Annotated in this window: 19 protein-coding genes; 12 read left to right on the plus strand and 7 right to left on the minus strand. The window is 75.2% G+C overall.

The features are described 5' to 3' along the window. Positions 1 to 62: 62 nt before the first annotated feature. On the minus strand, positions 63 to 1,499 hold the full coding sequence (gene argG, locus ACUN9U_RS01735; protein ID WP_445483210.1) for an argininosuccinate synthase: 1,437 nt from the start codon (positions 1,497 to 1,499) through the stop codon (positions 63 to 65). A gap of 79 nt (positions 1,500 to 1,578) precedes the next feature. Here argG and ACUN9U_RS01740 point away from each other — a divergent pair, with 79 nt between their 5' ends. Then, positions 1,579 to 2,946, plus strand: a complete 1,368-nt coding sequence (locus ACUN9U_RS01740; RefSeq protein ID WP_445483211.1) for a TrpB-like pyridoxal phosphate-dependent enzyme — start codon at positions 1,579 to 1,581, stop codon at positions 2,944 to 2,946. A 42-nt stretch (positions 2,947 to 2,988) separates the two neighbouring features. Here ACUN9U_RS01740 and ACUN9U_RS01745 read toward each other — a convergent pair whose 3' ends face one another. Continuing rightward, positions 2,989 to 3,891 carry an ATP-binding protein gene (locus tag ACUN9U_RS01745; protein WP_445483212.1) on the minus strand — a complete coding sequence of 301 codons (903 nt, stop codon included), beginning with the start codon at positions 3,889 to 3,891 and terminating at the stop codon, positions 2,989 to 2,991. A gap of 272 nt (positions 3,892 to 4,163) precedes the next feature. Between ACUN9U_RS01745 and ACUN9U_RS01750 the strand changes: the two genes are divergently transcribed. The 6 genes from ACUN9U_RS01750 to ACUN9U_RS01775 all read left to right on the plus strand — a co-directional run bounded on the left by ACUN9U_RS01750 (position 4,164) and on the right by ACUN9U_RS01775 (position 10,883). Next, positions 4,164 to 6,662: a DEAD/DEAH box helicase gene (locus ACUN9U_RS01750; protein WP_445483485.1), complete on the plus strand. Its 2,499-nt coding sequence runs from the start codon at positions 4,164 to 4,166 to the stop codon at positions 6,660 to 6,662. Between the two features lie 225 nt (positions 6,663 to 6,887). Beyond that, complete coding sequence (locus tag ACUN9U_RS01755) at positions 6,888 to 7,436, plus strand: flavodoxin family protein (protein WP_445483486.1); 549 nt, start codon at positions 6,888 to 6,890, stop codon at positions 7,434 to 7,436. A 134-nt stretch (positions 7,437 to 7,570) separates the two neighbouring features. Beyond that, the gene (locus ACUN9U_RS01760; RefSeq protein WP_445483487.1) at positions 7,571 to 8,575 is read left to right on the plus strand and encodes an NAD(P)-dependent alcohol dehydrogenase; all 1,005 of its coding nucleotides are present in this window, start codon (positions 7,571 to 7,573) and stop codon (positions 8,573 to 8,575) included. A gap of 41 nt (positions 8,576 to 8,616) precedes the next feature. Then, positions 8,617 to 9,393, plus strand: coding sequence for an SDR family NAD(P)-dependent oxidoreductase (locus ACUN9U_RS01765; RefSeq protein ID WP_445483488.1), 777 nt, complete (start codon positions 8,617 to 8,619; stop codon positions 9,391 to 9,393). Positions 9,394 to 9,417: 24 nt separating this feature from the next. After that, positions 9,418 to 10,419: an NAD-dependent epimerase/dehydratase family protein gene (locus ACUN9U_RS01770; RefSeq protein ID WP_445483213.1), complete on the plus strand. Its 1,002-nt coding sequence runs from the start codon at positions 9,418 to 9,420 to the stop codon at positions 10,417 to 10,419. Further along, on the plus strand, positions 10,410 to 10,883 hold the full coding sequence (locus tag ACUN9U_RS01775) for an ATP-binding protein (RefSeq protein WP_445483214.1): 474 nt from the start codon (positions 10,410 to 10,412) through the stop codon (positions 10,881 to 10,883). The genes ACUN9U_RS01770 and ACUN9U_RS01775 overlap by 10 nt, the downstream gene beginning before the upstream one ends. A gap of 29 nt (positions 10,884 to 10,912) precedes the next feature. Here the strand turns inward: ACUN9U_RS01775 and ACUN9U_RS01780 are convergent, their stop codons facing one another. Continuing rightward, on the minus strand, positions 10,913 to 11,293 hold the full coding sequence (locus ACUN9U_RS01780) for an HAD family hydrolase (protein WP_445483489.1): 381 nt from the start codon (positions 11,291 to 11,293) through the stop codon (positions 10,913 to 10,915). 154 nt (positions 11,294 to 11,447) lie between these two features. On the opposite strand from ACUN9U_RS01780, the gene galE reads away from it, so the two are divergent. Then, complete coding sequence (gene galE, locus ACUN9U_RS01785; protein WP_445483215.1) at positions 11,448 to 12,482, plus strand: UDP-glucose 4-epimerase GalE; 1,035 nt, start codon at positions 11,448 to 11,450, stop codon at positions 12,480 to 12,482. 116 nt (positions 12,483 to 12,598) lie between these two features. Beyond that, a complete protein-coding gene (locus tag ACUN9U_RS01790; protein ID WP_445483216.1) occupies positions 12,599 to 14,617 on the plus strand; it encodes a putative bifunctional diguanylate cyclase/phosphodiesterase in 2,019 nt (672 codons plus the stop codon). Here ACUN9U_RS01790 and ACUN9U_RS01795 read toward each other — a convergent pair. Next, entirely contained in the window at positions 14,601 to 15,656 is a 1,056-nt protein-coding gene (locus ACUN9U_RS01795) for a PHP domain-containing protein (RefSeq protein ID WP_445483217.1), read from the minus strand. The two genes, ACUN9U_RS01790 and ACUN9U_RS01795, sit on opposite strands and share 17 nt — an antisense overlap. Before the next feature lie 307 nt (positions 15,657 to 15,963). Between ACUN9U_RS01795 and ACUN9U_RS01800 the strand changes: the two genes are divergently transcribed. The 3 genes from ACUN9U_RS01800 to ACUN9U_RS01810 all read left to right on the plus strand — a co-directional run bounded on the left by ACUN9U_RS01800 (position 15,964) and on the right by ACUN9U_RS01810 (position 17,926). After that, positions 15,964 to 16,224, plus strand: coding sequence for a hypothetical protein (locus tag ACUN9U_RS01800; protein ID WP_445483218.1), 261 nt, complete (start codon positions 15,964 to 15,966; stop codon positions 16,222 to 16,224). Positions 16,225 to 16,288: 64 nt separating this feature from the next. Next, positions 16,289 to 16,915, plus strand: coding sequence for a DUF47 domain-containing protein (locus ACUN9U_RS01805; RefSeq protein ID WP_445483219.1), 627 nt, complete (start codon positions 16,289 to 16,291; stop codon positions 16,913 to 16,915). 3 nt (positions 16,916 to 16,918) lie between these two features. Further along, positions 16,919 to 17,926 (plus strand): anion permease, encoded by a 1,008-nt coding sequence (locus tag ACUN9U_RS01810; RefSeq protein ID WP_445483220.1) that lies wholly within the window; start codon positions 16,919 to 16,921, stop codon positions 17,924 to 17,926. A gap of 272 nt (positions 17,927 to 18,198) precedes the next feature. Here the strand turns inward: ACUN9U_RS01810 and pstB are convergent, their stop codons facing one another. From pstB to pstC, 3 genes are read right to left on the minus strand one after another with little or no spacing between them, the layout of a single operon-like run. Further along, on the minus strand, positions 18,199 to 18,978 hold the full coding sequence (pstB, locus tag ACUN9U_RS01815) for a phosphate ABC transporter ATP-binding protein PstB (RefSeq protein WP_445483221.1): 780 nt from the start codon (positions 18,976 to 18,978) through the stop codon (positions 18,199 to 18,201). 33 nt (positions 18,979 to 19,011) lie between these two features. Next, positions 19,012 to 20,070, minus strand: a complete 1,059-nt coding sequence (pstA, locus tag ACUN9U_RS01820; RefSeq protein WP_445483222.1) for a phosphate ABC transporter permease PstA — start codon at positions 20,068 to 20,070, stop codon at positions 19,012 to 19,014. Positions 20,071 to 20,075: 5 nt separating this feature from the next. Further along, a complete protein-coding gene (gene pstC / locus ACUN9U_RS01825) occupies positions 20,076 to 21,017 on the minus strand; it encodes a phosphate ABC transporter permease subunit PstC (RefSeq protein ID WP_445483223.1) in 942 nt (313 codons plus the stop codon). Positions 21,018 to 21,062: the final 45 nt, after the last annotated feature.

The raw sequence follows: 21,062 nt of genomic DNA on the forward strand, positions 1-21,062 counted from the left end.
GAGCGGGGCCCCCGGCCCCCCGGGGGGGGCGCCGCCCCCAGGACCCCGGGGAGGGTGGCGGGTCAGTCGGTGCCGGACTCCATGGCGGCGCGGTCGATGGCGCGGTCGTCGGGGGAGGGCAGCCCGCTGGAGGCGATCTCCTCGGAGCGCCCCGGCTCGAGCACCGCGGCCTCGAGGCCGCCGACCAGGCCCACGCCCGGGGCGTCCGGGCCGACCAGGCCCAGCGCCGCGTACTGCTCGAGCTTGGAGCGGGAGTCGGCGATGTCGAGGTTGCGCATCGTCAGCTGGCCGATCCTGTCCACCGGCCCGAAGGCGGCGTCCTGCGTGCGCTCCATCGACAGCTTGTCAGGGTGGTAGCTCAGCGCCGGTCCCGTGGTGTCGAGCAGGGAGTAGTCCTCGCCGCGGCGCAGCCGCAGCGCCACCTCACCGGTCACCGCCGTGCCCACCCAGCGCTGCAGCGACTCGCGCAGCATGAGCGCCTGCGGGTCGAGCCAGCGGCCCTCGTAGAGCAGCCGGCCCAGGCGGCGGCCCTCGGAGTGGTAGGTGGCGATGGTGTCCTCGTTGTGCACCGCGTTGACCAGCCGCTCGTACGCGGCGAAGAGCAGCGCCATGCCGGGCGCCTCGTAGATGCCGCGGCTCTTGGCCTCGATGATGCGGTTCTCGATCTGGTCGGACATCCCCAGCCCGTGCCGCCCGCCGACGGCGTTCGCCTCGAGGACCAGCTCGACGGGGGAGGCGAAGGTCTGGCCGTTGATCGAGACGGGGCGGCCCTGCTCGAAGCCGATGACGACGTCCTCCGGCTCGATCTCCACGGCCGGGTCCCAGAACCGCACGCCCATGATCGGCTGCACGACCTCGATGCCGACCTCGAGCTGCTCCAGGCTCTTCGCCTCGTGCGTGGCGCCCCAGATGTTGGCGTCGGTGGAGTACGCCTTCTCGGTGGAGTCGCGGTAGGGCAGGTCGTGCGCCACCAGCCACTCCGACATCTCCTTGCGACCGCCCAGCTCGGCGACGAACTGCGCGTCCAGCCACGGCTTGTAGATCCGCAGCGCCGGGTTGGCCATGAGGCCGTAGCGGTAGAACCTCTCGATGTCGTTGCCCTTGTAGGTGGAGCCGTCGCCCCAGATCTGCACGTCGTCGTCCAGCATCGCCCGCACGAGCTTGGTGCCGGTCACCGCCCGGCCCAGCGGCGTGGTGTTGAAGTAGGCGCGTCCCGCGGAGCGGATGTGGAAGGCGCCGCACGTCAGGGCGGCCAGGCCCTCCTCCACGAGGGCCTCGCGGCAGTCGACCAGGCGCGCCACCTCGGCGCCGTACGCCCCGGCGCGGCCGGGCACGGCGTCGATGTCGGGCTCGTCGTACTGGCCGATGTTGGCGGTGTAGGTGCACGGCACGGCGCCCTTGTCGCGCATCCAGGCGACCGCCACGGAGGTGTCGAGCCCCCCGGAGAAGGCGATGCCGACGCGCTCGCCGACGGGCAGGGAGGTCAGGACCTTGGACACGGCCCCTGATCCTGCCAGCAGCGGGCGCGGGCGACGCAGCCCGTGGCGGCAGCACCGCAGATCACTAGGCTCCAGCGCCATGGCGCCCTCACCGGTGAAGCAGCACAAGTTCCTGCTCGACGAGTCCGAGATGCCGACCCGCTGGTACAACGTCGTGCCCGACCTCCCGGCGCCGCCCCCGCCGCCGCTGCACCCGGGCACCCACCAGCCGATCGGCCCCGACGACCTGGCGGGCCTCTTCCCGGCCGACCTCATCGCGCAGGAGGTCACCACCGAGCGCTACGTCGACATCCCCGAGGAGGTGCAGGAGGTCTACCGCCTCTGGCGGCCCTCGCCGCTGTACCGCGCGCACTCGCTGGAGAAGGCGCTCGGCACCCCGGCCCGCATCTACTACAAGTACGAGGGCGTCAGCCCCGCCGGCTCGCACAAGCCCAACACCGCCGTCCCGCAGGTCTTCTACAACGCCAGGGCCGGCGTGAAGAAGCTGACGACGGAGACCGGCGCCGGCCAGTGGGGCACCGCGCTGGCGTTCGCGTGCTCGCTGTTCGGGCTGGAGTGCGAGGTGTGGCAGGTCGGCGGCTCCTACGACGCCAAGCCCTACCGCCGCACCCTGATCGAGACCTTCGGCGGCACGGTGCACCGCTCGCCCTCGCGCCTGACCGAGGCCGGGCGCGCCTTCCCCGAGGACCACACCGGCTCCCTCGGCATCGCCATCTCCGAGGCGGTGGAGGTCGCCGCCCAGCGCGAGGACACCAAGTACGCCCTCGGCTCGGTGCTCAACCACGTGCTGCTGCACCAGACCGTCATCGGCGAGGAGGCGCTGCTGCAGCTGGCCAAGGCCGGGGAGACCGACGTCGACCTCGTGGTCGGCTGCACCGGCGGCGGCTCCAACTTCGGCGGCCTGTGCTTCCCGTTCCTGCGCGAGAAGCTGGCCGGCCGCATGAGCCCCGAGATCCGCGCCGTCGAGCCCGCCAGCGCCCCCAGCCTGACCCGCGGGGAGTACCGCTACGACTTCGGCGACACCGCGGGGCTGACCCCGCTCATGAAGATGCACACCCTCGGCCACGACTTCGTGCCCGACCCCATCCACGCCGGCGGCCTGCGCTACCACGGCATGGCGCCGCTGATCAGCCACGTCTACGAGCTGGGCCTCATGACGGCCACCAGCGTCGACCAGACCGCCTGCTTCGAGGCCGCGGTGAGGTTCGCGCGCACCGAGGGCATCGTCCCGGCGCCCGAGCCGACCCACGCCCTCGCCGTCGCGATCCAGGAGGCGCTGGCCTGCAAGGAGAGCGGGGAGGAGAAGGTCATCGTCACCGCGCTGTGCGGCCACGGCCTGCTCGACCTCGCCGCCTACGAGTCCTACCTGAAGGGCACCATGACCGACTCCGGCCTGTCCGAGGCGGACCTGCGGGCGGCCCTCGCGGCCGTGCCCGTGCTCGCCTGACGACGTCCCGGGGACGTCCCGGGGACGACGGGGGTCGTGCGCTCAGCCGAGCTGGCGCACGACCTCCTCCAGGTAGAGGCGGCGGATCGCGGCGTGGCGCTCCAGCTCGTCGCCGCGGGTCAGCAGCAGCCCCCGCAGCGCCAGCCGGTGCGCCTCCTCGACCGCCTCGAGGTAGTGGCGGGCGTGCTCGGCGGCGCGCGGGTCGAGCACCAGCTCCAGGGTCACCAGCTCGGCCCCCGCCTGCGCGGCCCGCAGCACCTGGGTGCGCACCTGCACCCGCGCCGGCTCGAAGGCCTGCACGGCGGCGTCGAGGCGGCGCGCGAGCAGCACCTCCTCGGGGGCGTCGTCCTCGGCGCGGGCGGCCGACGCCGGGTCGTGCATGACGATCTGCAGCTCGCGGACCAGGTCGTCCAGGTGCTCCTTGGCGGCCAGGAGCGCGGCCACCGGGAGGTCGGGGATGACGACGGTCACCGCGGCGTCCAGGTCCGCCCACATGGCGAGCAGGTCCTCTGCGGACGGCTCGTCCGGGTCGCTGCGCTCCTCGTCCCCGCCCAGCTCGAACCAGACGGTCTTGCCCTCCTCCAGCCGCTCGCTGCCCCACCGCGAGGCCAGGGCCGCCACGAGCACCATGCCGCGGCCCGTGGTGGAGGTCTGCGGCGTCGCCGCCAGCAGCGGCAGCGCCGGGCTGCCGTCGACGACGTCCACGCGCACCCGGTCCCGGCCGGCCCCGGAGACCACCACCTCGAAGGGGGTGCGCGCGTGCAGGACGGCGTTGGCGGCCAGCTCGCTGAGCACCAGGCCGGCGTCGTCGGCCAGGTCGGCCCGGCCGCGGGCGCCCAGCTCGGCCTCCACGAAGCGGCGCGCCTCGCGCACCGACGCCGTCACGGGCGGGTAGCTGGTGCACGTGCGCCACTGCGCTCCGCCGCCGCGCGACGCCTCGAGCACCACCCCGCCCCTTCCCGCCGGTCGGCCGCCGCCCCGTGAGGGCTGCGGCATCCGGTCAGCAGGGTCACCCTAGGTGACCGCTGCCGCCGGGGCAGCGCAGGCGCCGCCGACGACACCCGCTCGGCGGGCCCGCGCCCGCCGGGGCGCCCGGACGGCGTGGGACGCTCGACGACGTGCCCGACCCCGCCGCGACCACCGACCCCGAGGCGGCCGCCGTGGCCGCGCCCGGTGCCCCGCTGGAGGTCGACAGGGTCCCCGACCTGCCCTCCCGCCTGCCCGCCGACGGCGCTGCGCCGGACCCGGACGCCGTCTTCGAGGCCTTCGAGGGGTGGGCCACCGACCGCGGGCTGAGCCTCTACCCGGCCCAGGAGGAGGCGCTCATCGAGGTGGTGAGCGGCTCGCACGTGGTGCTCGCCACGCCCACGGGGTCGGGCAAGTCGCTGGTCGCCCTGGGCGCTCACGCCGCCGCGATGGCCTCCGGGCGCCGCTCGGTCTACACCGCCCCCATCAAGGCGCTCGTCAGCGAGAAGTTCTTCGCGCTGGTGGAGGTGCTGGGAGCCCAGAACGTGGGCATGGTGACCGGTGACGGCGCCGTCAACGCCGCCGCGCCGGTGGTCTGCTGCACCGCCGAGGTGCTCGCCAACCGCGCCCTTCGCGAGGGCGCGGACCTCGACGTCGGCCTCGTGGTCATGGACGAGTTCCACTACTACGCCGACCGCGACCGCGGCTGGGCCTGGCAGGTGCCCCTGCTGGAGCTGACCCGCGCCCAGTTCCTCCTCATGTCGGCGACCCTGGGCGACACCACCCGCTTCACCGACGACCTGCGCCGGCGCACCGGGCGCGAGGCGGTGCTCGTGGCCGGCGCGGAGCGCCCGGTGCCGCTGCACCACCGGTGGGCGATGACCCCCGTGCACGAGACGCTGGAGGAGCTGCTGGAGGCGCGCGAGGCGCCCGTCTACGTCGTCCACCCCACCCAGGCCGCGGCGCTGGAGCGCGCGCAGGCGTTGCTCTCCGTCACCGTCGCGGACAAGGGGGCCCGCGAGCGGATCGCCGAGGCCCTCGGCTCGTTCCGCTTCACCGCCGGCTTCGGGCAGGTGCTCTCCAAGCTGGTCCGCCACGGCGTCGGCGTGCACCACGCCGGGATGCTGCCCAAGTACCGCCGCCTGGTGGAGACCCTCGCGCAGGAGGGGCTGCTGCCCGTCGTCTGCGGCACGGACACCCTCGGCGTCGGCATCAACGTGCCGATCCGCTCGGTGCTCGTGACGTCCCTGACCAAGTTCGACGGCCGCCGCACCCGCCTGCTCAGCGCGCGGGAGTTCCACCAGATCGCCGGGCGCGCCGGGCGCGCCGGCTTCGACACCTCCGGCACCTGCGTGGTGCAGGCGCCCGAGCACCTCATCGAGAACGAGCGGGCCCTGGCCAAGGCGGGCGACGACCCCAAGAAGCGCCGCAAGGTGGTCAAGAAGAAGCCGCCCGAGGGCGAGGTGAGCTGGAACCAGGCCACCTTCGAGCGGATCGTCGGGGCGCCCCCGGAGCCGCTGACCAGCCAGATGCGCGTGACGCACGCGATGGTGCTCAACACCATCGCCCGCCCCGCGCCCACCGTGCCGGCCTTCCGGCGCCTGCTGCGCGAGAACCACTCCGACAGGGGCACCCAGGTGCGCCTGGTCAAGCGGGCCGTGGCCATCGTGCGCGAGCTGCTGGCCGCCGGCGTCGTCGAGAGGCTCCCCGAGCCGGACGAGGACGGCCGCACGCTGCGCCTCACGGTGGACCTGCAGGCCGACTTCGCCCTCAACCAGCCGCTCTCGACCTTCGCGGTGGCCGCGCTGGACGTGCTCGACCCGGAGTCGCCGACACCGGCGCTCGACGTCGTCAGCGTGGTGGAGGCGACCCTCGACGACCCGCGGCCGATCCTGCTGGCCCAGCAGTTCGCCGCCCGCGGCGAGGCCGTGGCGGCCATGAAGGCCGAGGGGATCGAGTACGAGGAGCGGATGGAGCTGCTCGAGGAGGTCACCTGGCCCAAGCCCCTGGAGGAGCTGCTCGAGGCGGCCTTCGAGCAGTACCGCCTGACCTCGCCGTGGCTGCCGGAGGACGCGCTCTCCCCGAAGTCGGTGGTGCGCGAGATGCTCGAGCAGGCGATGACCTTCGGCGACCTGGTCCGCCGCTACAACCTCTCCCGCTCCGAGGGGGCGGTGCTGCGCTACCTGTCCGACGCCTACCGCGCGCTGCGCCAGACGGTCCCCGAGGACCGGCGCGCCGAGGGCCTGGACGACGTCATCGAGTGGCTCGGCGAGGTGGTCCGCCAGACCGACTCCAGCCTGCTCGACGAGTGGGAGGCCCTCACCCACCCCGAGGCCCTGGTCGACGGGTCAGCGCCCCCGCCACCGCCGGCCCTGCGCGGGATCACGGCCAACGTCCGCGCGTTCACCGTGCAGGTGCGCAACGCGATGTGGCAGCGGGTGGACCTGCTGGCCCGCCGCCGGGCGTGGGACCTCGCCCAGCTCGACCCCGCGCTCGACCTCGACGCCTGGCAGGCGGTGGTGGCCGACTACTACGCCGAGCACGACGACGTCGGCGTGTCCGCGGCCTCGCGCGCCCCCGCGATGCTGCAGGTCACCCACGACCGGGAGGCCCGGCTGTGGCACGTGCGCCAGGTGGTCGACGACCCCGCGGGTGACCACGACTGGGGCTTCCTCGCCACGGTCGACCTGGAGGCCTCCGACCTGGAGGGCACCGCCGTCATCACGTGCCACGGCCTGCAGCGCCTGTGAGGCGCGTCTGGAGGGGCGTTGCTCAGACGCGGCGGTGGCGGCGCGCCGAAGGGGTGGGTGTGACGCCGGACGGGGTGATCGTCCCGGGTGGTCGGTGAACGTTCAACGTGTGAGGCTGGCCGCGCCGGCCCGCGAGCAGAGCTGGGCCGGGACCGACCCGGGAGGACCGCTGTGAGCGTCAAGCTCGCGATCGTCTACTACTCAGCCACGGGCACCGTGCGGGCGATGGCCCAGCGCGCCGCGCAGGCGGGCGAGGCCGCCGGGGCCGAGGTGCGCCTGCGCCAGGTGGCGCGCCAGACCACCGAGGGGGAGCGGCAGGCCAGCGAGGCCCAGCAGCAGCACGCCGCCGAGGCCGACGAGCCCGCCGTCACCGCCGACGACGTCGTGTGGGCCGACGCCGTGCTCTTCGGCTCCCCGACGCGCTACGGCAACATCGCCGGCCAGCTGAAGACCTTCATCGACTCCCTGGGGCCGCAGTGGGGCCAGGGCCTGCTCGCCGACAAGGTCTACGCCGGCTTCACCGCCAGCCAGACCCTGCACGGCGGCCAGGAGTCCACGCTGCTCGCGCTGTACAACACCATCCACCACTTCGGCGGGATCATCGTCTCGCCCGGGTACACCGACCCGCTGAAGTTCGTCGACGGCAACCCCTACGGCGTCAGCCACGCCACGGGGGCGAACAACGACGAGCCGCTCGGCCAGGCCCAGCTCGACGCTCTGGACCACCTCGCCCGCCGCGTCGTCACCGTGGCCGGCAGGCTCACCGCCGGCTGAGCCCCCCGCCGTCTGCCCCGACCCGTTGAGAACGTTCTCACCCGGGTCGGGGCATGATGGCGCCCATGAGCGCTGCGACGGAGCAGAAGGCCGGCAGGTCGGCCCCCGGGGTGCCCGACCGCCTGCCCGAGACGATGCGGGCCAGCGTGCTGCTGGCCGAGAACACGGTCGAGGTGCAGGAGCGCCCCGTCCCGGACGTCCCGCCCGGTGAGGTGCTGGTCCGGGTCGGCTCGGTGGGCGTGTGCGGCTCCGACGTCCACTACTTCCGCCACCTGCGGGCCGGGGAGTTCGTCGTGGAGTCCCCGCTCGTGCTGGGCCACGAGATGGGCGGCACCGTGGTGGCCGTCGGGCAGGGCGTGGACGCCTCCCGCGTCGGTCAGCGCGTCGCGGTGGACCCGCAGCGCCCCTGCCACCACTGCTCGCAGTGCCTGGCGGGCCGCTACAACCTCTGCCCGCACATGCGCTTCTACGCCACGCCGCCCGTCGACGGCGCCTTCGCCGAGTACGTGACGGCCCCGGCCGAGTTCGCCTTCCCCGTCGCCGACGGCCTGTCCGACGACGCCGCCGCGCTCCTGGAGCCGCTCAGCGTGGGCATCGCGGCCCTGCGCAAGGCGCGGGTGGTGCCCGGCCAGCGGGTGCTCGTCGCCGGCGCCGGCCCGATCGGCATCATCACCGCCCAGGTCGCCCGCGCCTTCGGCGCCCGCGAGGTCATCATCACCGACCTCGTCGGCCCGCGCCGCGAGCGGGCCCTGCACTTCGGCGCGACGGACGCCGTCGACCCGCGCGAGACCGACGTCACCGCCCTGCAGGTCGACGCGTTCATCGACGCCTCCGGCGCCCCGCCGGCCATCACCTCCGGCATCCGCGCCGTCCGCGGCGGCGGCACGGCGGTGCTGGTGGGCCTGGGCAACCCGGAGCTGACCCTGCCGGTGAGCTACATCCAGGACAACGAGGTGCTGCTCACGGGCATCTTCAGGTACACCGACACCTGGCCGCTGGCCGCGCACCTGGTCGCCTCCGGGCAGGTCGACGTCGACTCCCTGGTCACCGGCCGCTACGACCTCGACCACGCCGGTGAGGCGCTCGACTCCGACACCGACCCGAACAGCCTGAAGTCCGTCGTGGAGCCCTGGCGGTGACCGCCGCGAGCGAGGCCGGCGGCACCACCGCCGACGCCGCGGTGCAGGCGGCGCCGCAGGACCCGTTCCGGCTGGACGGGCGCACCGCCGTCGTCACCGGCGGCAACCAGGGGCTGGGCCGCGCCTTCGCCCTCGGCCTGGCCGCCGCCGGCGCGAAGGTGGCGATCATCGCCCGCGACGGCGCCCGCTCCCAGGCCTTCGTCGAGGAGGCGGCGGCCGACGGCGTCGAGCTGGTCCGCGTGGACGCCGACCTCACCGTGGACGCCGACGTCGAGCGCGCCACCGCCGAGGCCCTCGAGGGCCTCGGCGGCCGGATCGACGTCCTGGTCAACAACGCCGGCACGTGCTTCCACAGGTCCAGCTGGGAGGTGCCCGACGAGGAGTGGTCGGCGGTCTTCGACCTCAACGTGCGGGCGCTGTGGAAGACCTCCCTCGCGGTGGGGCGCCACATGCGCGAGGCCGGGGGCGGCTCGATCGTCAACATCGGCTCGATCTCGGCGATCATCGTCAACCGCCCCCAGGAGCAGGCGGCGTACAACGCCTCCAAGGCCGCGGTGCACCAGCTGACGAAGTCGCTGGCCGCCGAGTGGGCGCCGCACGGCATCCGCGTCAACGCCCTCGCCCCCGGCTACGTGCGCACCGCGATGGCCCCCGTCGACGAGCCGCGCTTCCGCCGCCAGTGGATCGAGGACGCGCCGCAGCAGCGGGCGGCCTCGCCGGAGGAGATCGCGCCCAGCGTCGTCTTCCTCGCCAGCGACGCCGCCAGCTTCATCACGGGCACCGTGCTCGTGGCCGACGGCGGCTACACCGTCTACTAGCCGACCTGCCCGAGGAGCCCTGCCGTGCGCGTCGTCGTCATCGGAGCCACCGGCCACGTCGGCACCCACCTCGTGCCCCGGCTGGTCACCGCCGGGCACGAGGTGGTGGCCCTCTCGCGGGGCACCCGCGAGCCCTACCAGCCGCACGAGGCGTGGGCGCGTGTGCGCCGGGTGCAGGTCGACAGGGACGCCGAGGACGCCGCCGGCACCTTCGGCGGCCGCGTCGCGGACCTGCGCCCGGACGCCGTGGTCGACATGGTCTGCTTCACGCCGGCCTCGGCGGGCCAGCTGGTCGAGGCGCTGCGCGGCAGGGTCGGGCACCTCCTGCACGCGGGGACGATCTGGACGCACGGGCGCGCCGCGGCCGCCCCGCTGCGCGAGGAGGACCCGCGCGAGCCCTTCGGGGACTACGGCGTGCAGAAGGCGGCCTGCGAGGACCTCCTGCTGGCCGAGTCGCGCCGCGGCGGGGTGCCCACCACCGTGCTGCACCCGGGCCACATCAGCGGCCCCGGGTGGCCCGTCATCAACCCCCTGGGCAACACCGACCCCGCGGTGTGGCCGGCGCTCGCGGCCGGGGAGGAGCTGGACGTGCCCGACGGCGGGCACCAGCTCATGCACCACGTCCACGCCGACGACGTCGCCCAGGCCTTCCAGCGGGCCCTCGAGCACCGCTCGGCGGCCGTGGGCGAGAGCTTCTTCGCCGTGTCCGACCGCGGCTGGACGGCGCGGGGGCTGGCCGAGCAGGTGGCCTCCTGGTTCGGCCAGGAGGCGCGGCTGCGCAGCGTGGGCTGGGAGGAGTTCCGCGCCGGCTACCAGCGCCGCCGGGGCGAGCAGGAGGGCGCTGAGCACGCCGGGGCCTCCTGGGAGCACCTGGTGCGCAACCACAGCGCCTCCCCCGCGAAGGCCGGGCGCCTCCTCGGGTACGCCCCGCGCTGGACGAGCCCGCAGGTGCTGCGGGAGTCACTGGTCTGGCTGAGTTCCCACGGGCGGGTCGACCTCGGTGGCAGGGTGCTGCCGTGCGCGTGAGGCTGCCGAAGGACACCAGGGCCCCCCTGCTGGCGCGGGCGTTCGTGCGCCGGGAGCTGGGGGTGCTGTGCCCCCCCGAGACCCGCGACCACGTGGAGCTGCTGGCCTCGGAGCTGGTGACCAACGCCGTGGTGCACGCCGGGTCGCTGGTGACGATGGACGTGGAGCTCGAGGCCGACGGCAGCGTGCTGGTCGAGGTCGCCGACGGCAGCCCCGACCACCCGGTGCTGCGCGACGCCGACCTGCTCGAGGAGAGCGGGCGCGGCCTGGAGCTGGTCGACAAGCTGTCGGTGGAGTGGGGCGTGCGCGACGGCGGGCTGCGCGAGCCCGAGCCCGCCGCTGCCGCGGCCGGTGCTGGCGCCGCTGGGGGCACGGCCCTGCCCGGGCCGCTGGCCGCGGTGCTGGGTGGCCGGGTGCCCCGCCAGGCCACCGGCAAGGTGGTCTGGTTCCGCGTCAGCAGCTGACCGCAGCCGCTCAGGTCCAGCGGCCCGGGTCAGCGGCCCAGGGGCGAGCCGTCCAGCCGGGCGAGCAGGTCGGCGGCGTCGTCGTGCAGCGGCGCGTCGGGGGCCTCGGCGCGCAGGAGCTCGTCGCAGAAGCCGCCGGAGCGCACCAGCACCACCTCGAGGCCGGCGGCGTGCGCCGCGCGCGCGTCCCACGGGGAGTCGCCCACGGCCACGGGGCGCTGCGCCCCGACCCTGCGCGCCCCGACGGCGAAGAGGTCGCCGGCGGGCTTGGACGCCTCGACGTCGTCGGCGGTGGTGACGGCGTCGACGACGGCGTCACCACGTCCTGGCCGATGACGGCGGCGTGGCGCTCCAGCAGGTCGCCGGGGCTGGAGCTGGCGAGCACCACCCCCAGCCCGCGCTCGTGGCAGGCGCGCAGCAGGTCAGCGGCGCCGGGCAGCGGCGGCACCCGGTCGAGCAGCGCCAGGTACTCGGCCTTCCACGCCTCGCGGACGGCGTCCGGACGGTGGTCCGCTGGGGCAGCCATCCCTCGAGCGTGGCACCGCCCGTGTAGCGTCGCGCGCTGTGCGCATCCTGGTGACGGGCGGAGCGGGGTACATCGGCAGCCACACGGTGGTGGCGCTGCTGGACCAGGGGCACGACGTGGTGGTGCTGGACGACCTGTCCAACGCCAGCGCCGAGGCGGTCCGGCGGGTCGCCGAGATCGCCGGGCGCGAGGTCGAGCTGCTCGAGGTCGACGTCACCGACGAGGCGGCGGTGCTGCAGGCCCTGCAGCGGGTGCGGCCGGACGCCGTCGTCCACTTCGCGGCCCTCAAGGCCGTGGGGGAGTCGGTGGCGCAGCCGGAGCGGTACTACCGCACCAACGTCGGGGGCAGCCTCAACCTCGTGAAGGCCATGGACGCCGTCGGCTGCCGCACGCTGGTCTTCAGCTCCTCGGCCACGGTCTACGGCGCCGCGACGCAGATGCCCCTGACCGAGGACTCCCCGCTGGGCGCGACCAACCCCTACGGCTGGACCAAGTTCGTGGTCGAGCAGGTGCTGCGCGACGTCGCCGCCAGCGACGACCGCTGGTCGGTGGCCCTGCTGCGCTACTTCAACCCGGTCGGGGCGCACCCCTCGGGCCGCATCGGGGAGGACCCGCGCGGCGTGCCGAACAACCTGGTGCCCTTCATCGCGCAGGTGGCGGTGGGCCGCCGCGAGCACCTGACGATCTTCGGGGACGACTTCGACACCCCCGACGGCACGGGCGTGCGCGACTACATCCACGTCGTCGACCTCGCCGAGGGGCACGTCGCCGCGCTGCGCACGCTCGCCGACCTGTCGGCCGGAGGGCGCGGCGCGGGCGCGCGCGCGTGGAACCTCGGCACCGGGCGTGGCTCCTCGGTGCGCGAGGTGGTCGCCGCCTTCGAGCGCGCCTGCGGGCACGAGGTCCCGGTGCGCGTGGCCGCCCGCCGGCCCGGGGACGTGGCCGTCTCCTACGCCGACCCGACGCGGGCCCGCGTGGACCTGGGCTGGAGCGCGCAGCGCGGTCTGGACGAGATGTGCGCCGACACGTGGCGCTGGCAGACGACCAACCCGCAGGGGTACGCCGGCGCGTGAGCCGAACGTGTCGAACCGCTCACGATGAGTGACGGCTCGGTGGGGGAGCGGCACGGGTCCGGCGTGTCTGGGCCGTTTCACGGCGGATCGGTCACGCGCGGTGACACCCTCAGGGCATGCCCCCGCCGCCGTGGTCACCGAGCGCACCGGCGGTGACCCCACCGCAGGCGCGCCACGGCCACGACCCCGCGGGTCCGGCGGCTGCGCCGCGGCCCGCCTCCCGCCGGCCGCGCCCCGCCGGGGGCATCAGCGCCGCGGTCTGGCAGCTCGACCTGCTCACCGGTGAGCTGACGTGGTCGGACGGCATGCACCGCCTCGCCGGCAGCGACCCGACCACCACCCCTCCGTCCATGCAGTGGTGGACGTCGCTGGTCGTCCCCGCCGACCGGGCCCGCGTGCGCGCCTGGCTGCTGGTGGTGCGCGAGGCGCGCCGCGGCGGGGAGGAGCAGTTCGACCTCGTGGGCGCCGACGGCGTGCACCGGCGCGTGCACGCCTGGACCGAGGTCGAGCTCGACGCGCGCGGCGAGGCGGTCCGGCTCTACGGCTCCGCCGTCGACGTCACCGCCGCCGCCCCCCTCGGCCAGCGCGACCCCCTCACCGACCTGGTGACCCGCCCGGCGCTGCTGGCCCACCTCGAGCGCGCCGCCCGCGAGGCCGAGCGCCGCCGCGAGCGCGGCGGCGCCGTGCTGGCCCTGGTGGACCTCGACAGGTTCTCCGTGCTCGACGACGCGCTGGGCCGCGCCACCGGGGACCGGGTGCTCGCGGTCTGCGCCGACCGCCTGCGCACGGCGGCGCCGCCAGGAGCGGTGGTCGCGCGGCTGGACGGCGACGTCTTCGCCGTCGCCGCCACCCCCGACCCCTCGGGCCCGCCCCCGCCCGAGGCGGCGTCGCTGGCCGAGCAGCTCGCGGCCGCCCTGCGGCGGCCCCTGGCCGTCCCCGGCGTGGCGGAGCCGCTGTCGCTGACGGCCTCGATCGGCCTGGTCACCACCGACGGCGAGGAGGTCGACGCCGAGGACGTGGTGCGGCGCGCCGGCCTGGCGCTGCGCAGCGCCAAGCGGCAGGGCCGCGACCGCGCCGTCCACCACTCCCCGGCGCTGGAGGAGGCCGCCTCCCGCCGCGTGAGGACGGAGGCGGTGCTGCGCTCCGCGCTCGACGCGGGCCGCCTGCAGGTGCTGTACCAGCCGGTGGTCGAACTGGCCAGCGGCGAGGTGGTCGGCGTCGAGGCCCTCGCCCGCGTCGTCGACCCCGACCAGGGCCCGCTGTCACCGCTCGTCTTCATCGAGGTCGCCGAGGAGACCGGCCTGGTCACGCGCATGGACGAGTGGGTGCTGGGTCGCGCCAGCGGGCTCGCGCAGCGGTGGCGACCGCCGGCGTCCGGGGCCATCGCCCTGCCCGAGACCGGCGCCGTCCAGGTGGCGGGGCCCCAGCACGCGCTGCCCACGGTGGCGGTCAACATGTCCTCGCGCACCCTGTCGCGCCCGGACCTGGCGCTGCTCGTCCGCGGGGCCCTGCAGCGCTCGGGCTCGGACCCCGCCCGCCTGCTCGTGGAGATCACCGAGCACTCCCTGCTGGACCAGGGCGAGCACGCGCGCCGCACCCTCGACGGCCTCACCGACCTCGGCGTGGGGGTCGGCATCGACGACTTCGGCACCGGCTGGTCGGCGCTGAGCTACCTGTCGGCGCTGGAGCTGGCGTTCATGAAGGTCGACAGGGCCTTCGTCTCCCGCCTGGGGCAGGACACCTCCGCCACCGCCGTCGTGCAGGCCGTCATCGACCTCGCCCACGCCCACCGCCTCACGGTGATCGCCGAGGGCATCGAGACCGAGCAGCAGGCGAGGATGCTCGTGGCGATGGGCTGCGACCACGGGCAGGGCTACTGGTTCGGCCGGCCGACCCCCGAGGCCGACCTCGACGCCGCGGTGGGCGCGTGGCACGAGCGCGCCCGCGCCGCGCGCTTCGGGGCCTGGGGCCGGCCGGGCGCGCCCGCGGCTCCTCCGGCCGCCGCGAGCACCCCGGCGGGCGCGCCCGTCCCGGCGCCCGTGCCGGCGTCGGCTGCGGTGCCGGCGCCCGCTCCCGCCCCCGAGCCCGGGGCTGCGCGGTCCCTGCGCCGGCGGGCGCTCAGCCTGCGGCCCTGAGCCACCCCAGGAGGCGCTCGACCGGCCAGGTGGTGACCACGCGGTCGGGGTCGGCGCCGGCGGCCGAGGCGCGCGCCGCCCCGAACGCCCGCCAGTCGAGCTGGCCGGGTGCGTGGGCGTCGGTGTCGATGCTCACCAGGCACCCGGCCTCCAGCGCCTGGCGCAGCAGGCGCATCGGGGGGTCGAGCCGCTCCGGGCGGGAGTTCACCTCCACCGCCACACCGCGCTGCGCGCAGCGGGCGAAGACCGCCGCGGCGTCGAAGGGGGCCTCGGGCCGCTTCGCCGGCCGGTGCTCGTCGGCGCCCGGGGACACCAGCCGCCCCGTGCAGTGCCCCAGCACCCTCACGCGCGGGTGCTCCAGGGCGCCCAGCATCCGCGCGGTCATCTCCTCGCTGCTGCTGCGCCCACCGAGCCGGCTGTGCACGGAGGCGACGACGACGTCGAGGCGCTCCAGCAGCTCGTCGGGGCAGTCCAGGCCGCCGTCCTCGGTGATGTCGACCTCGATGCCCGACAGGAGCCGGAACGGCGCCAGCTGCTCGCCGAGGGCCGCGACGAGCTCGAGCTGGCGCTCCAGCCGGCGCGGCGAGAGGCCGTTCGCCACCCGCAGGCCGCCGGAGTGGTCGGTGAGGGCGAGGTACTCGTGCCCCAGCTCCACGGCGGTGGCGGCCACCTCCTGCGGCGGCGAGCCGCCGTCGCTCCAGTCGCTGTGCACGTGCAGGTCCCCCCGCAGCGCGGCCAGCAGCGCCGCGGCCCGCTCGTCCAGCTCCACGAGGTCGCCGGACTGCTCGCGGCGCCGCTCCAGCTCGGCCAGGTACTCCGGCTGCAGCCCCTGGGCCGCCTGCGCGGCGACCGCCGCCGTCCTCGGTCCCACCCCGCGCAGCTCGGTCAGGCTCCCCTGCGCCAGGCGCTGCTCGAGCTCGGACGCCGGCAGGCCCGCCAGCACCGCCGCGGCGGTGCGGAACGCCTTGACGCGCGGCGTGGCGGCCTGCTCGCGCTCCAGGAGGAACGCCGTGCGGCGCAGCGCGTCGACGGGGTGCACCGGCCCATCCCAGCAGCACCGGGCCACCGGCGCAGGTCGCCGGGCCCCTCGCCGGCCCGGCGCTGCTCCGGGCGGGGCGGCGCGCGTGACGCGCCGGGGTCGCGGCACGTACGCTCTGGGTGACCCTCGCGGGAGGGACGTGCCGGGCCCAGCGCCCGCCGTCGCCCGAGGGGGACCCCGGACCCGTCGTCCGGGCGGCGGGACCCCCCCTCTCGCCGCCCGGGCGGCGGCCGTCGCCGCCGGCCCGGCGTCGCCTGAGCGGGTGGTCACGGCGGTGGTCTGCGGCTCAGCCCGCTACCGTGCAGGGATGGAGCGCAGCCGGCGCCTCGACGACGACGCCCTCGCCGAGGAGATCGAGCTGTACGGGGACCTCGTCGTCGCCGCCTCGGAGGCGGGTGACGTCCTGCCCCAGGCCGAGATCGACCGCCTCCTGGGCGTCGCCTCCACCGAGGTCGGCGGCGACGGGGGAGACGCCGCCGACGACGGCACCGGCGGGGCCGGCGGCCCCGGCGGGTCGCCGCAGGAGCGTCCCGCCGCGGGGACCGAGCAGGAGCACCGCGGGGCCTGAGCGCGCCTGGCCTAACCTGGGACGCCCGGCACGGCCGGATCCGACCGTCCCTGGAGCACCACCGATGCGCCTCACGCCGCGCGACAGCGCCGTCTTCGACGACGTCGCGGCCCTCGCCGGCCACGTCGCCACCGGCGCCGACGTGCTGGTGCGGATGCTGGGCGCCGGGCCGTCGGACCGCTCGGACCTCGCCGGGCGGCTGACCGACCTCGAGCGCGTCGCCGACGACGCCGCCCGGCTGGTGGTGCGGCGCGTGACGTCCACCTTCGTCAGCCCCTTCGACCGCGGCGACCTGGTGGAGCTGGCCCACCGCCTGGACGACTGCGTCGACGCCCTCGCCGAGGTCGCGGCCGTGGTGATGGCCACCGGCGTCGGGGAGCTGCCCGCCGCCGTCGTCGAGCAGGTGGCCCTCGTGCAGCGCCAGGCGGAGCTGACGGCGCCGGCCATGGCGCGCCTGCGCTCGGTGCGCGACCTCGTGGACTACTGGGTGGAGGTCCGCCGCCTCGAGCACGAGGTGGGCCGGGAGCACCTGGCCCTGCTCGCGCAGGTGCACCGCGGCGGCCTGCGAGGCGCGGGCGAGCTGCTGGACGCGCTGGCCGTCAAGGAGGTCGGGGACCGCCTGCTCGCCGTCGCCCGCGCCTTCGAGTCCCTCTCGCGCACCGTCGAGTCCATCGCCGTCCAGGAGGCCTGAGCGGTGGACCCCGCCACCGGGACGGTCCTGGCCGTCGTGGTCGTCGCCGCGCTCGTCTTCGCCGCCGTGAACGGCGCCCACGACGCCAGCGACGTCATCGCCACGCCCGTGGCGACCGGCGCCCTCACCCCGCTGGCCGCCCTGCTCATCGCGGCGGTCCTCAACGGCCTGGGCGGCCTGCTGGGCAGCCGCCTGGCCGAGACCGTCGCCTACGGGGTGCTGACGCCCCTGGACGGTCGCGCGGGCCTGGTGCTCGTGCTCGCCGCCTGGCTGGGGGCCACCGCCTGGAACCTGCTCACCTGGTGGCGGGGCACCCCCACCAGCTCCACCCACGCCCTGGTCGGAGGGCTGGCCGGCGCCGGCGCCGTGGTGGGCGCCAGCGTCGACTGGACCAGGGCTGCGCTCCAGGTGGCGCTACCGCTGCTCGTCTCGCCGCTCCTGGGCCTGGCGGTGGCCGGGCTCGTCTCGCTGTACGTCGCCTGGCGCTTCCGGCACGCGGCGCCGGGGCGCACCCACCGGCACTTCCGCTACGCCCAGGTGGTCTCCAGCAGCGGGGTCGCCGTGGGCCACGGCCTGCAGGACGCCCAGAAGACCATGGGCGTGCTGCTGCTGGCCCTCGTCGCCGCCGGGGCCCTGCCGCACGGGTCGGCGGTGCCCTGGTGGGTGACGGTGTCCGCCTCGGCCGCGCTGGGCCTGGGGACCCTGGCGGGGGGCTGGCGCATCGTGCGGACCCTCGCCGGCCGCATCGCCGCCGTCGACCCCCCGACGGGCTTCGCCGCGGAGGCGACCACCACGGGGGTGCTGGCGCTGTCGGCCGCGGGGCTCGGGGTGCCCGTCTCCACCACGCACACCGTCACCGCGGCCATCGCCGGCGCCGGGGCCGTCCGGCGGCCCTCCGCGGTGCGGTGGCGGGTGCTGCGTCGCATCGCCTGGTCGTGGGTGCTCACCGCCCCCGCCGCGGCGCTGGCGGCCGCGGTGCTGGCAGCGGTGCTGCTGCCGCTGCTCGCCTGAGCCCTCGCCCCCGGAAGCGCAACCAGGCGCCCGGCTGCGGTCCGGGGCTCGCCGGGAAGCGCAACCAGGCGCCCGGTTGCGGTCTGGGGCTCTCCGGGAAGCGCAACCAGGCGCCCGGTTGCGGTCTGAGGCTCCCCGGGAAGCGCAACCAGGCGCCCGGTTGCGAGACGGGGGCGAGCAGGGCCAGACGCGAGGAGGGGGCGCCGGCCTCCTGGGCCGGCGCCCCCTCCCGGTGGGCTGCTGCGGGCTCCGCGGTGCGGGGCCCGCGCAGGTCACCCGAAGCGGCCGGAGACGTAGTCCTCGGTGGCCTTCTGGCTCGGGTTGGAGAACATCGTGGCGGTGTCGGCCATCTCGATGAGCTTGCCCGGCTTGCCCGTGCCCGCGATGTTGAAGAAGGCGGTGGCGTCCGAGACGCGCGAGGCCTGCTGCATGTTGTGGGTCACGATGACGATCGTGTAGGTGGTCTTGAGCTCCTGTATGAGGTCCTCGATCGCGAGGGTGGAGATCGGGTCCAGGGCGGAGCACGGCTCGTCCATGAGCAGCACGTCGGGCTTCACGGCGATGGCGCGGGCGATGCACAGGCGCTGCTGCTGGCCGCCGGACAGGCCTGCCCCGGGCCTGTCGAGGCGGTCCTTGACCTCGTTCCACAGGTTGGCGCCCTGCAGCGAGGACTCCACCAGGTCGTCGGCCTCGGACTTGCGCATGCGCTTGCTGTTGAGGCGGGCGCCGGCCAGGACGTTCTCCGCGATGGACATCGTGGGGAAGGGGTTGGGGCGCTGGAAGACCATGCCGACGGTGCGGCGCACGTCCACCGGGTCGACCTCGGTGCCGTACAGGTCCTGCCCGTCCATGACGACCTTGCCCTCGACGCGGGCGCCGGGGATGACCTCGTGCATGCGGTTCAGCGACCGCAGGAAGGTCGACTTGCCGCAGCCGGAGGGGCCGATGAAGGCCGTCACCGACCGGGGCTCGATCGCCATCGAGACGCCCTCGACGGCCAGGAAGTCGCCGTAGTAGATGTTCAGGTCTGAGACGTCGATGCGCTTGCTCATGGCCGCCTTCCGGTGCGGTCGGTGTGCGTCAGGTCAGCGGGTCTTGGGCGAGAAGGCCCGCGAGACGACCCGTGCGATGAGGTTGAAGGCCATCACCAGGATGACCAGGACCAGCGCCGCCGTCCAGGCCCTGTCGATGGACGGGCCCGGCGGGATGGTGGGCGTGGCGTAGGAGAACCACGAGAACGTGGGCAGCGTGGACATGCGCCCCTCGAAGGGGTTGGTGTTGATGGCGGTGGTGACGCCCACGGTGACGAGGAGCGGGGCCGTCTCGCCGATGACGCGGGCGATGGCCAGCGTCACGCCGGTGGCGATGCCGCCCACGGAGGTGCGCAGCACCACCTTGACGATCGTGCGCCACTTGGGGACGCCCAGGGCGTAGGAGGCCTCCCGCAGCTCGTGCGGGACCAGGCGCAGGATCTCCTCGGTGGAGCGCACCACCACCGGGATCATCAGCACGCACAGGGCGACGGAGCCCATGATCCCCAGTCGGGCCTGCGGCCCGAGGACGAGGACGAAGAGCGCGAAGGCGAACAGGCCGGCCACGATCGAGGGGATGCCGGTCATGACGTCGACCAGGAAGGTGATGGCCCGCGCCACGCTGCCGCGCCCGTACTCGACCAGGTAGACGGCGGTGAGGATGCCGATCGGCACCGAGATCAGCGTGGTGATCGCGGTGATGATGACCGTCCCGTAGATGGCGTGGACGGCGCCGCCGCCCTCGCCGAGGATCCCGCGCATCGAGTAGGTGAAGAACTCCAGGTCGAAGCGGGCGGCGCCGCGCGAGACGACGGTCCAGGTGACCGAGATCAGCGGGATGAGCGCCAGCAGGAACGCGCCGACGACGAGGCTGGTGACGAACCTGTCCGTCGCCTTGCGCCCGCCCTCGACGGCCCGGGAGGCCACCACGAGGACGATCATGAAGGTGATCGCGGTGAGGACCAGGAAGCCCGCCAGGCTGAAGCCGGCCAGCGCCAGGACGGCGCCGGAGAAGGCGGCGGCCAGGGCCAGGGCGCCCCAGGGGGCCCAGCTCGGCAGGTGGCGGCTGTGGCCGAGGCCGACGCCGGTGGAGGGAGCGGTCGCGTGCGACATCGGTCTCAGCCCTTCGTGGAGCGCGCGACGACGGCCCGTGCCGCGAAGTTGACGAGGAAGGTGATGACGAACAGCACCAGGCCGGTCGCCACGAGCACGTTCACGGCCAGGCCGCTGGACTCGGGGAACTGCAGCGCGATGTTCGCGGCGATGGTGCCCGGGTTCTGGGTGCTGATGAGGTTGAACGTGATGCCCCCGGACACGGACAGCACGGCGGCCACGGCCATGGTCTCGCCGAGCGCGCGGCCGAGCCCGAGCATCGAGGCCGCGACGACGCCGGAGCGCCCGTAGGGGATGACCGCGTACTTGATCATCTCCCAGCGCGTGGCCCCGAGGGCGAGCGCGGCCTCCTGCTGCAGCGTGGGGGTCTGGCGGAAGACCTCGCGCGAGATCGCTGTGATGACGGGCAGGATCATCACGGCCAGGACGAGCCCCGCCGTGAACATCGTGCGGCCCGAGGAGACCGGGCCGGCGAACAGCGGGACCCACGAGAGGTTGGTGCCCAGCCAGGTGTAGACGGGCACCAGGGCGGGGGCGAAGACGAAGACGCCCCACAGGCCGTAGACGATGCTCGGGATGGCGGCGAGCAGGTCGATGACGTAGCCCAGGGGCGAGGCCAACCGCCGGGGGGCGTAGTGGGTGATGAACAGGGCGATGCCCACCCCCAGCGGGCCGCCGATCACCAGGGCGATGGCCGCCGACAGCAGGGTGCCGAAGACCAGCCGCCCCGCCAGCGGCCAGAAGCCGCCGCCCCCGACCTCCTCGGCGGAGGCGGTCAGCGCGGGCGCCGCCTGGTAGAGGAGGAAGGCGGCGACCCCGGCGAGGATGACCAGGATGGCCAGTCCCGCGCCGGTGGCGAGCCCCCGGAAGACCCGGTCACCCGGGCGCTGCTTGACCCGTGCCTGCTCGGGTGCCGCTTCGCGAGGGGGTGTGGTGGTGGCGGTCACGAGGTGCCTTCCTGGGCGACGACGGCGCGGGGTGGGGGAGGCTGG

Source organism: Quadrisphaera sp. KR29 (assembly GCF_052644995.1).

What these genes read in the sequence shown, in the direction of transcription:
- pstB (WP_445483221.1), bottom strand. Translation starts at nt 18,978, where the DNA reads ATGAGCAAGCGCATCGACGTCTCAGACCTGAACATCTACTACGGCGAC.
- ACUN9U_RS01760 (WP_445483487.1), top strand. Translation starts at nt 7,571, where the DNA reads ATGCGGGCCAGCGTGCTGCTGGCCGAGAACACGGTCGAGGTGCAGGAG.
- pstA (WP_445483222.1), bottom strand. Translation starts at nt 20,070, where the DNA reads ATGTCGCACGCGACCGCTCCCTCCACCGGCGTCGGCCTCGGCCACAGC.
- ACUN9U_RS01800 (WP_445483218.1), top strand. Translation starts at nt 15,964, where the DNA reads ATGGAGCGCAGCCGGCGCCTCGACGACGACGCCCTCGCCGAGGAGATC.
- ACUN9U_RS01790 (WP_445483216.1), top strand. Translation starts at nt 12,599, where the DNA reads ATGCCCCCGCCGCCGTGGTCACCGAGCGCACCGGCGGTGACCCCACCG.
- ACUN9U_RS01755 (WP_445483486.1), top strand. Translation starts at nt 6,888, where the DNA reads ATGGCCCAGCGCGCCGCGCAGGCGGGCGAGGCCGCCGGGGCCGAGGTG.
- ACUN9U_RS01805 (WP_445483219.1), top strand. Translation starts at nt 16,289, where the DNA reads ATGCGCCTCACGCCGCGCGACAGCGCCGTCTTCGACGACGTCGCGGCC.
- ACUN9U_RS01740 (WP_445483211.1), top strand. Translation starts at nt 1,579, where the DNA reads ATGGCGCCCTCACCGGTGAAGCAGCACAAGTTCCTGCTCGACGAGTCC.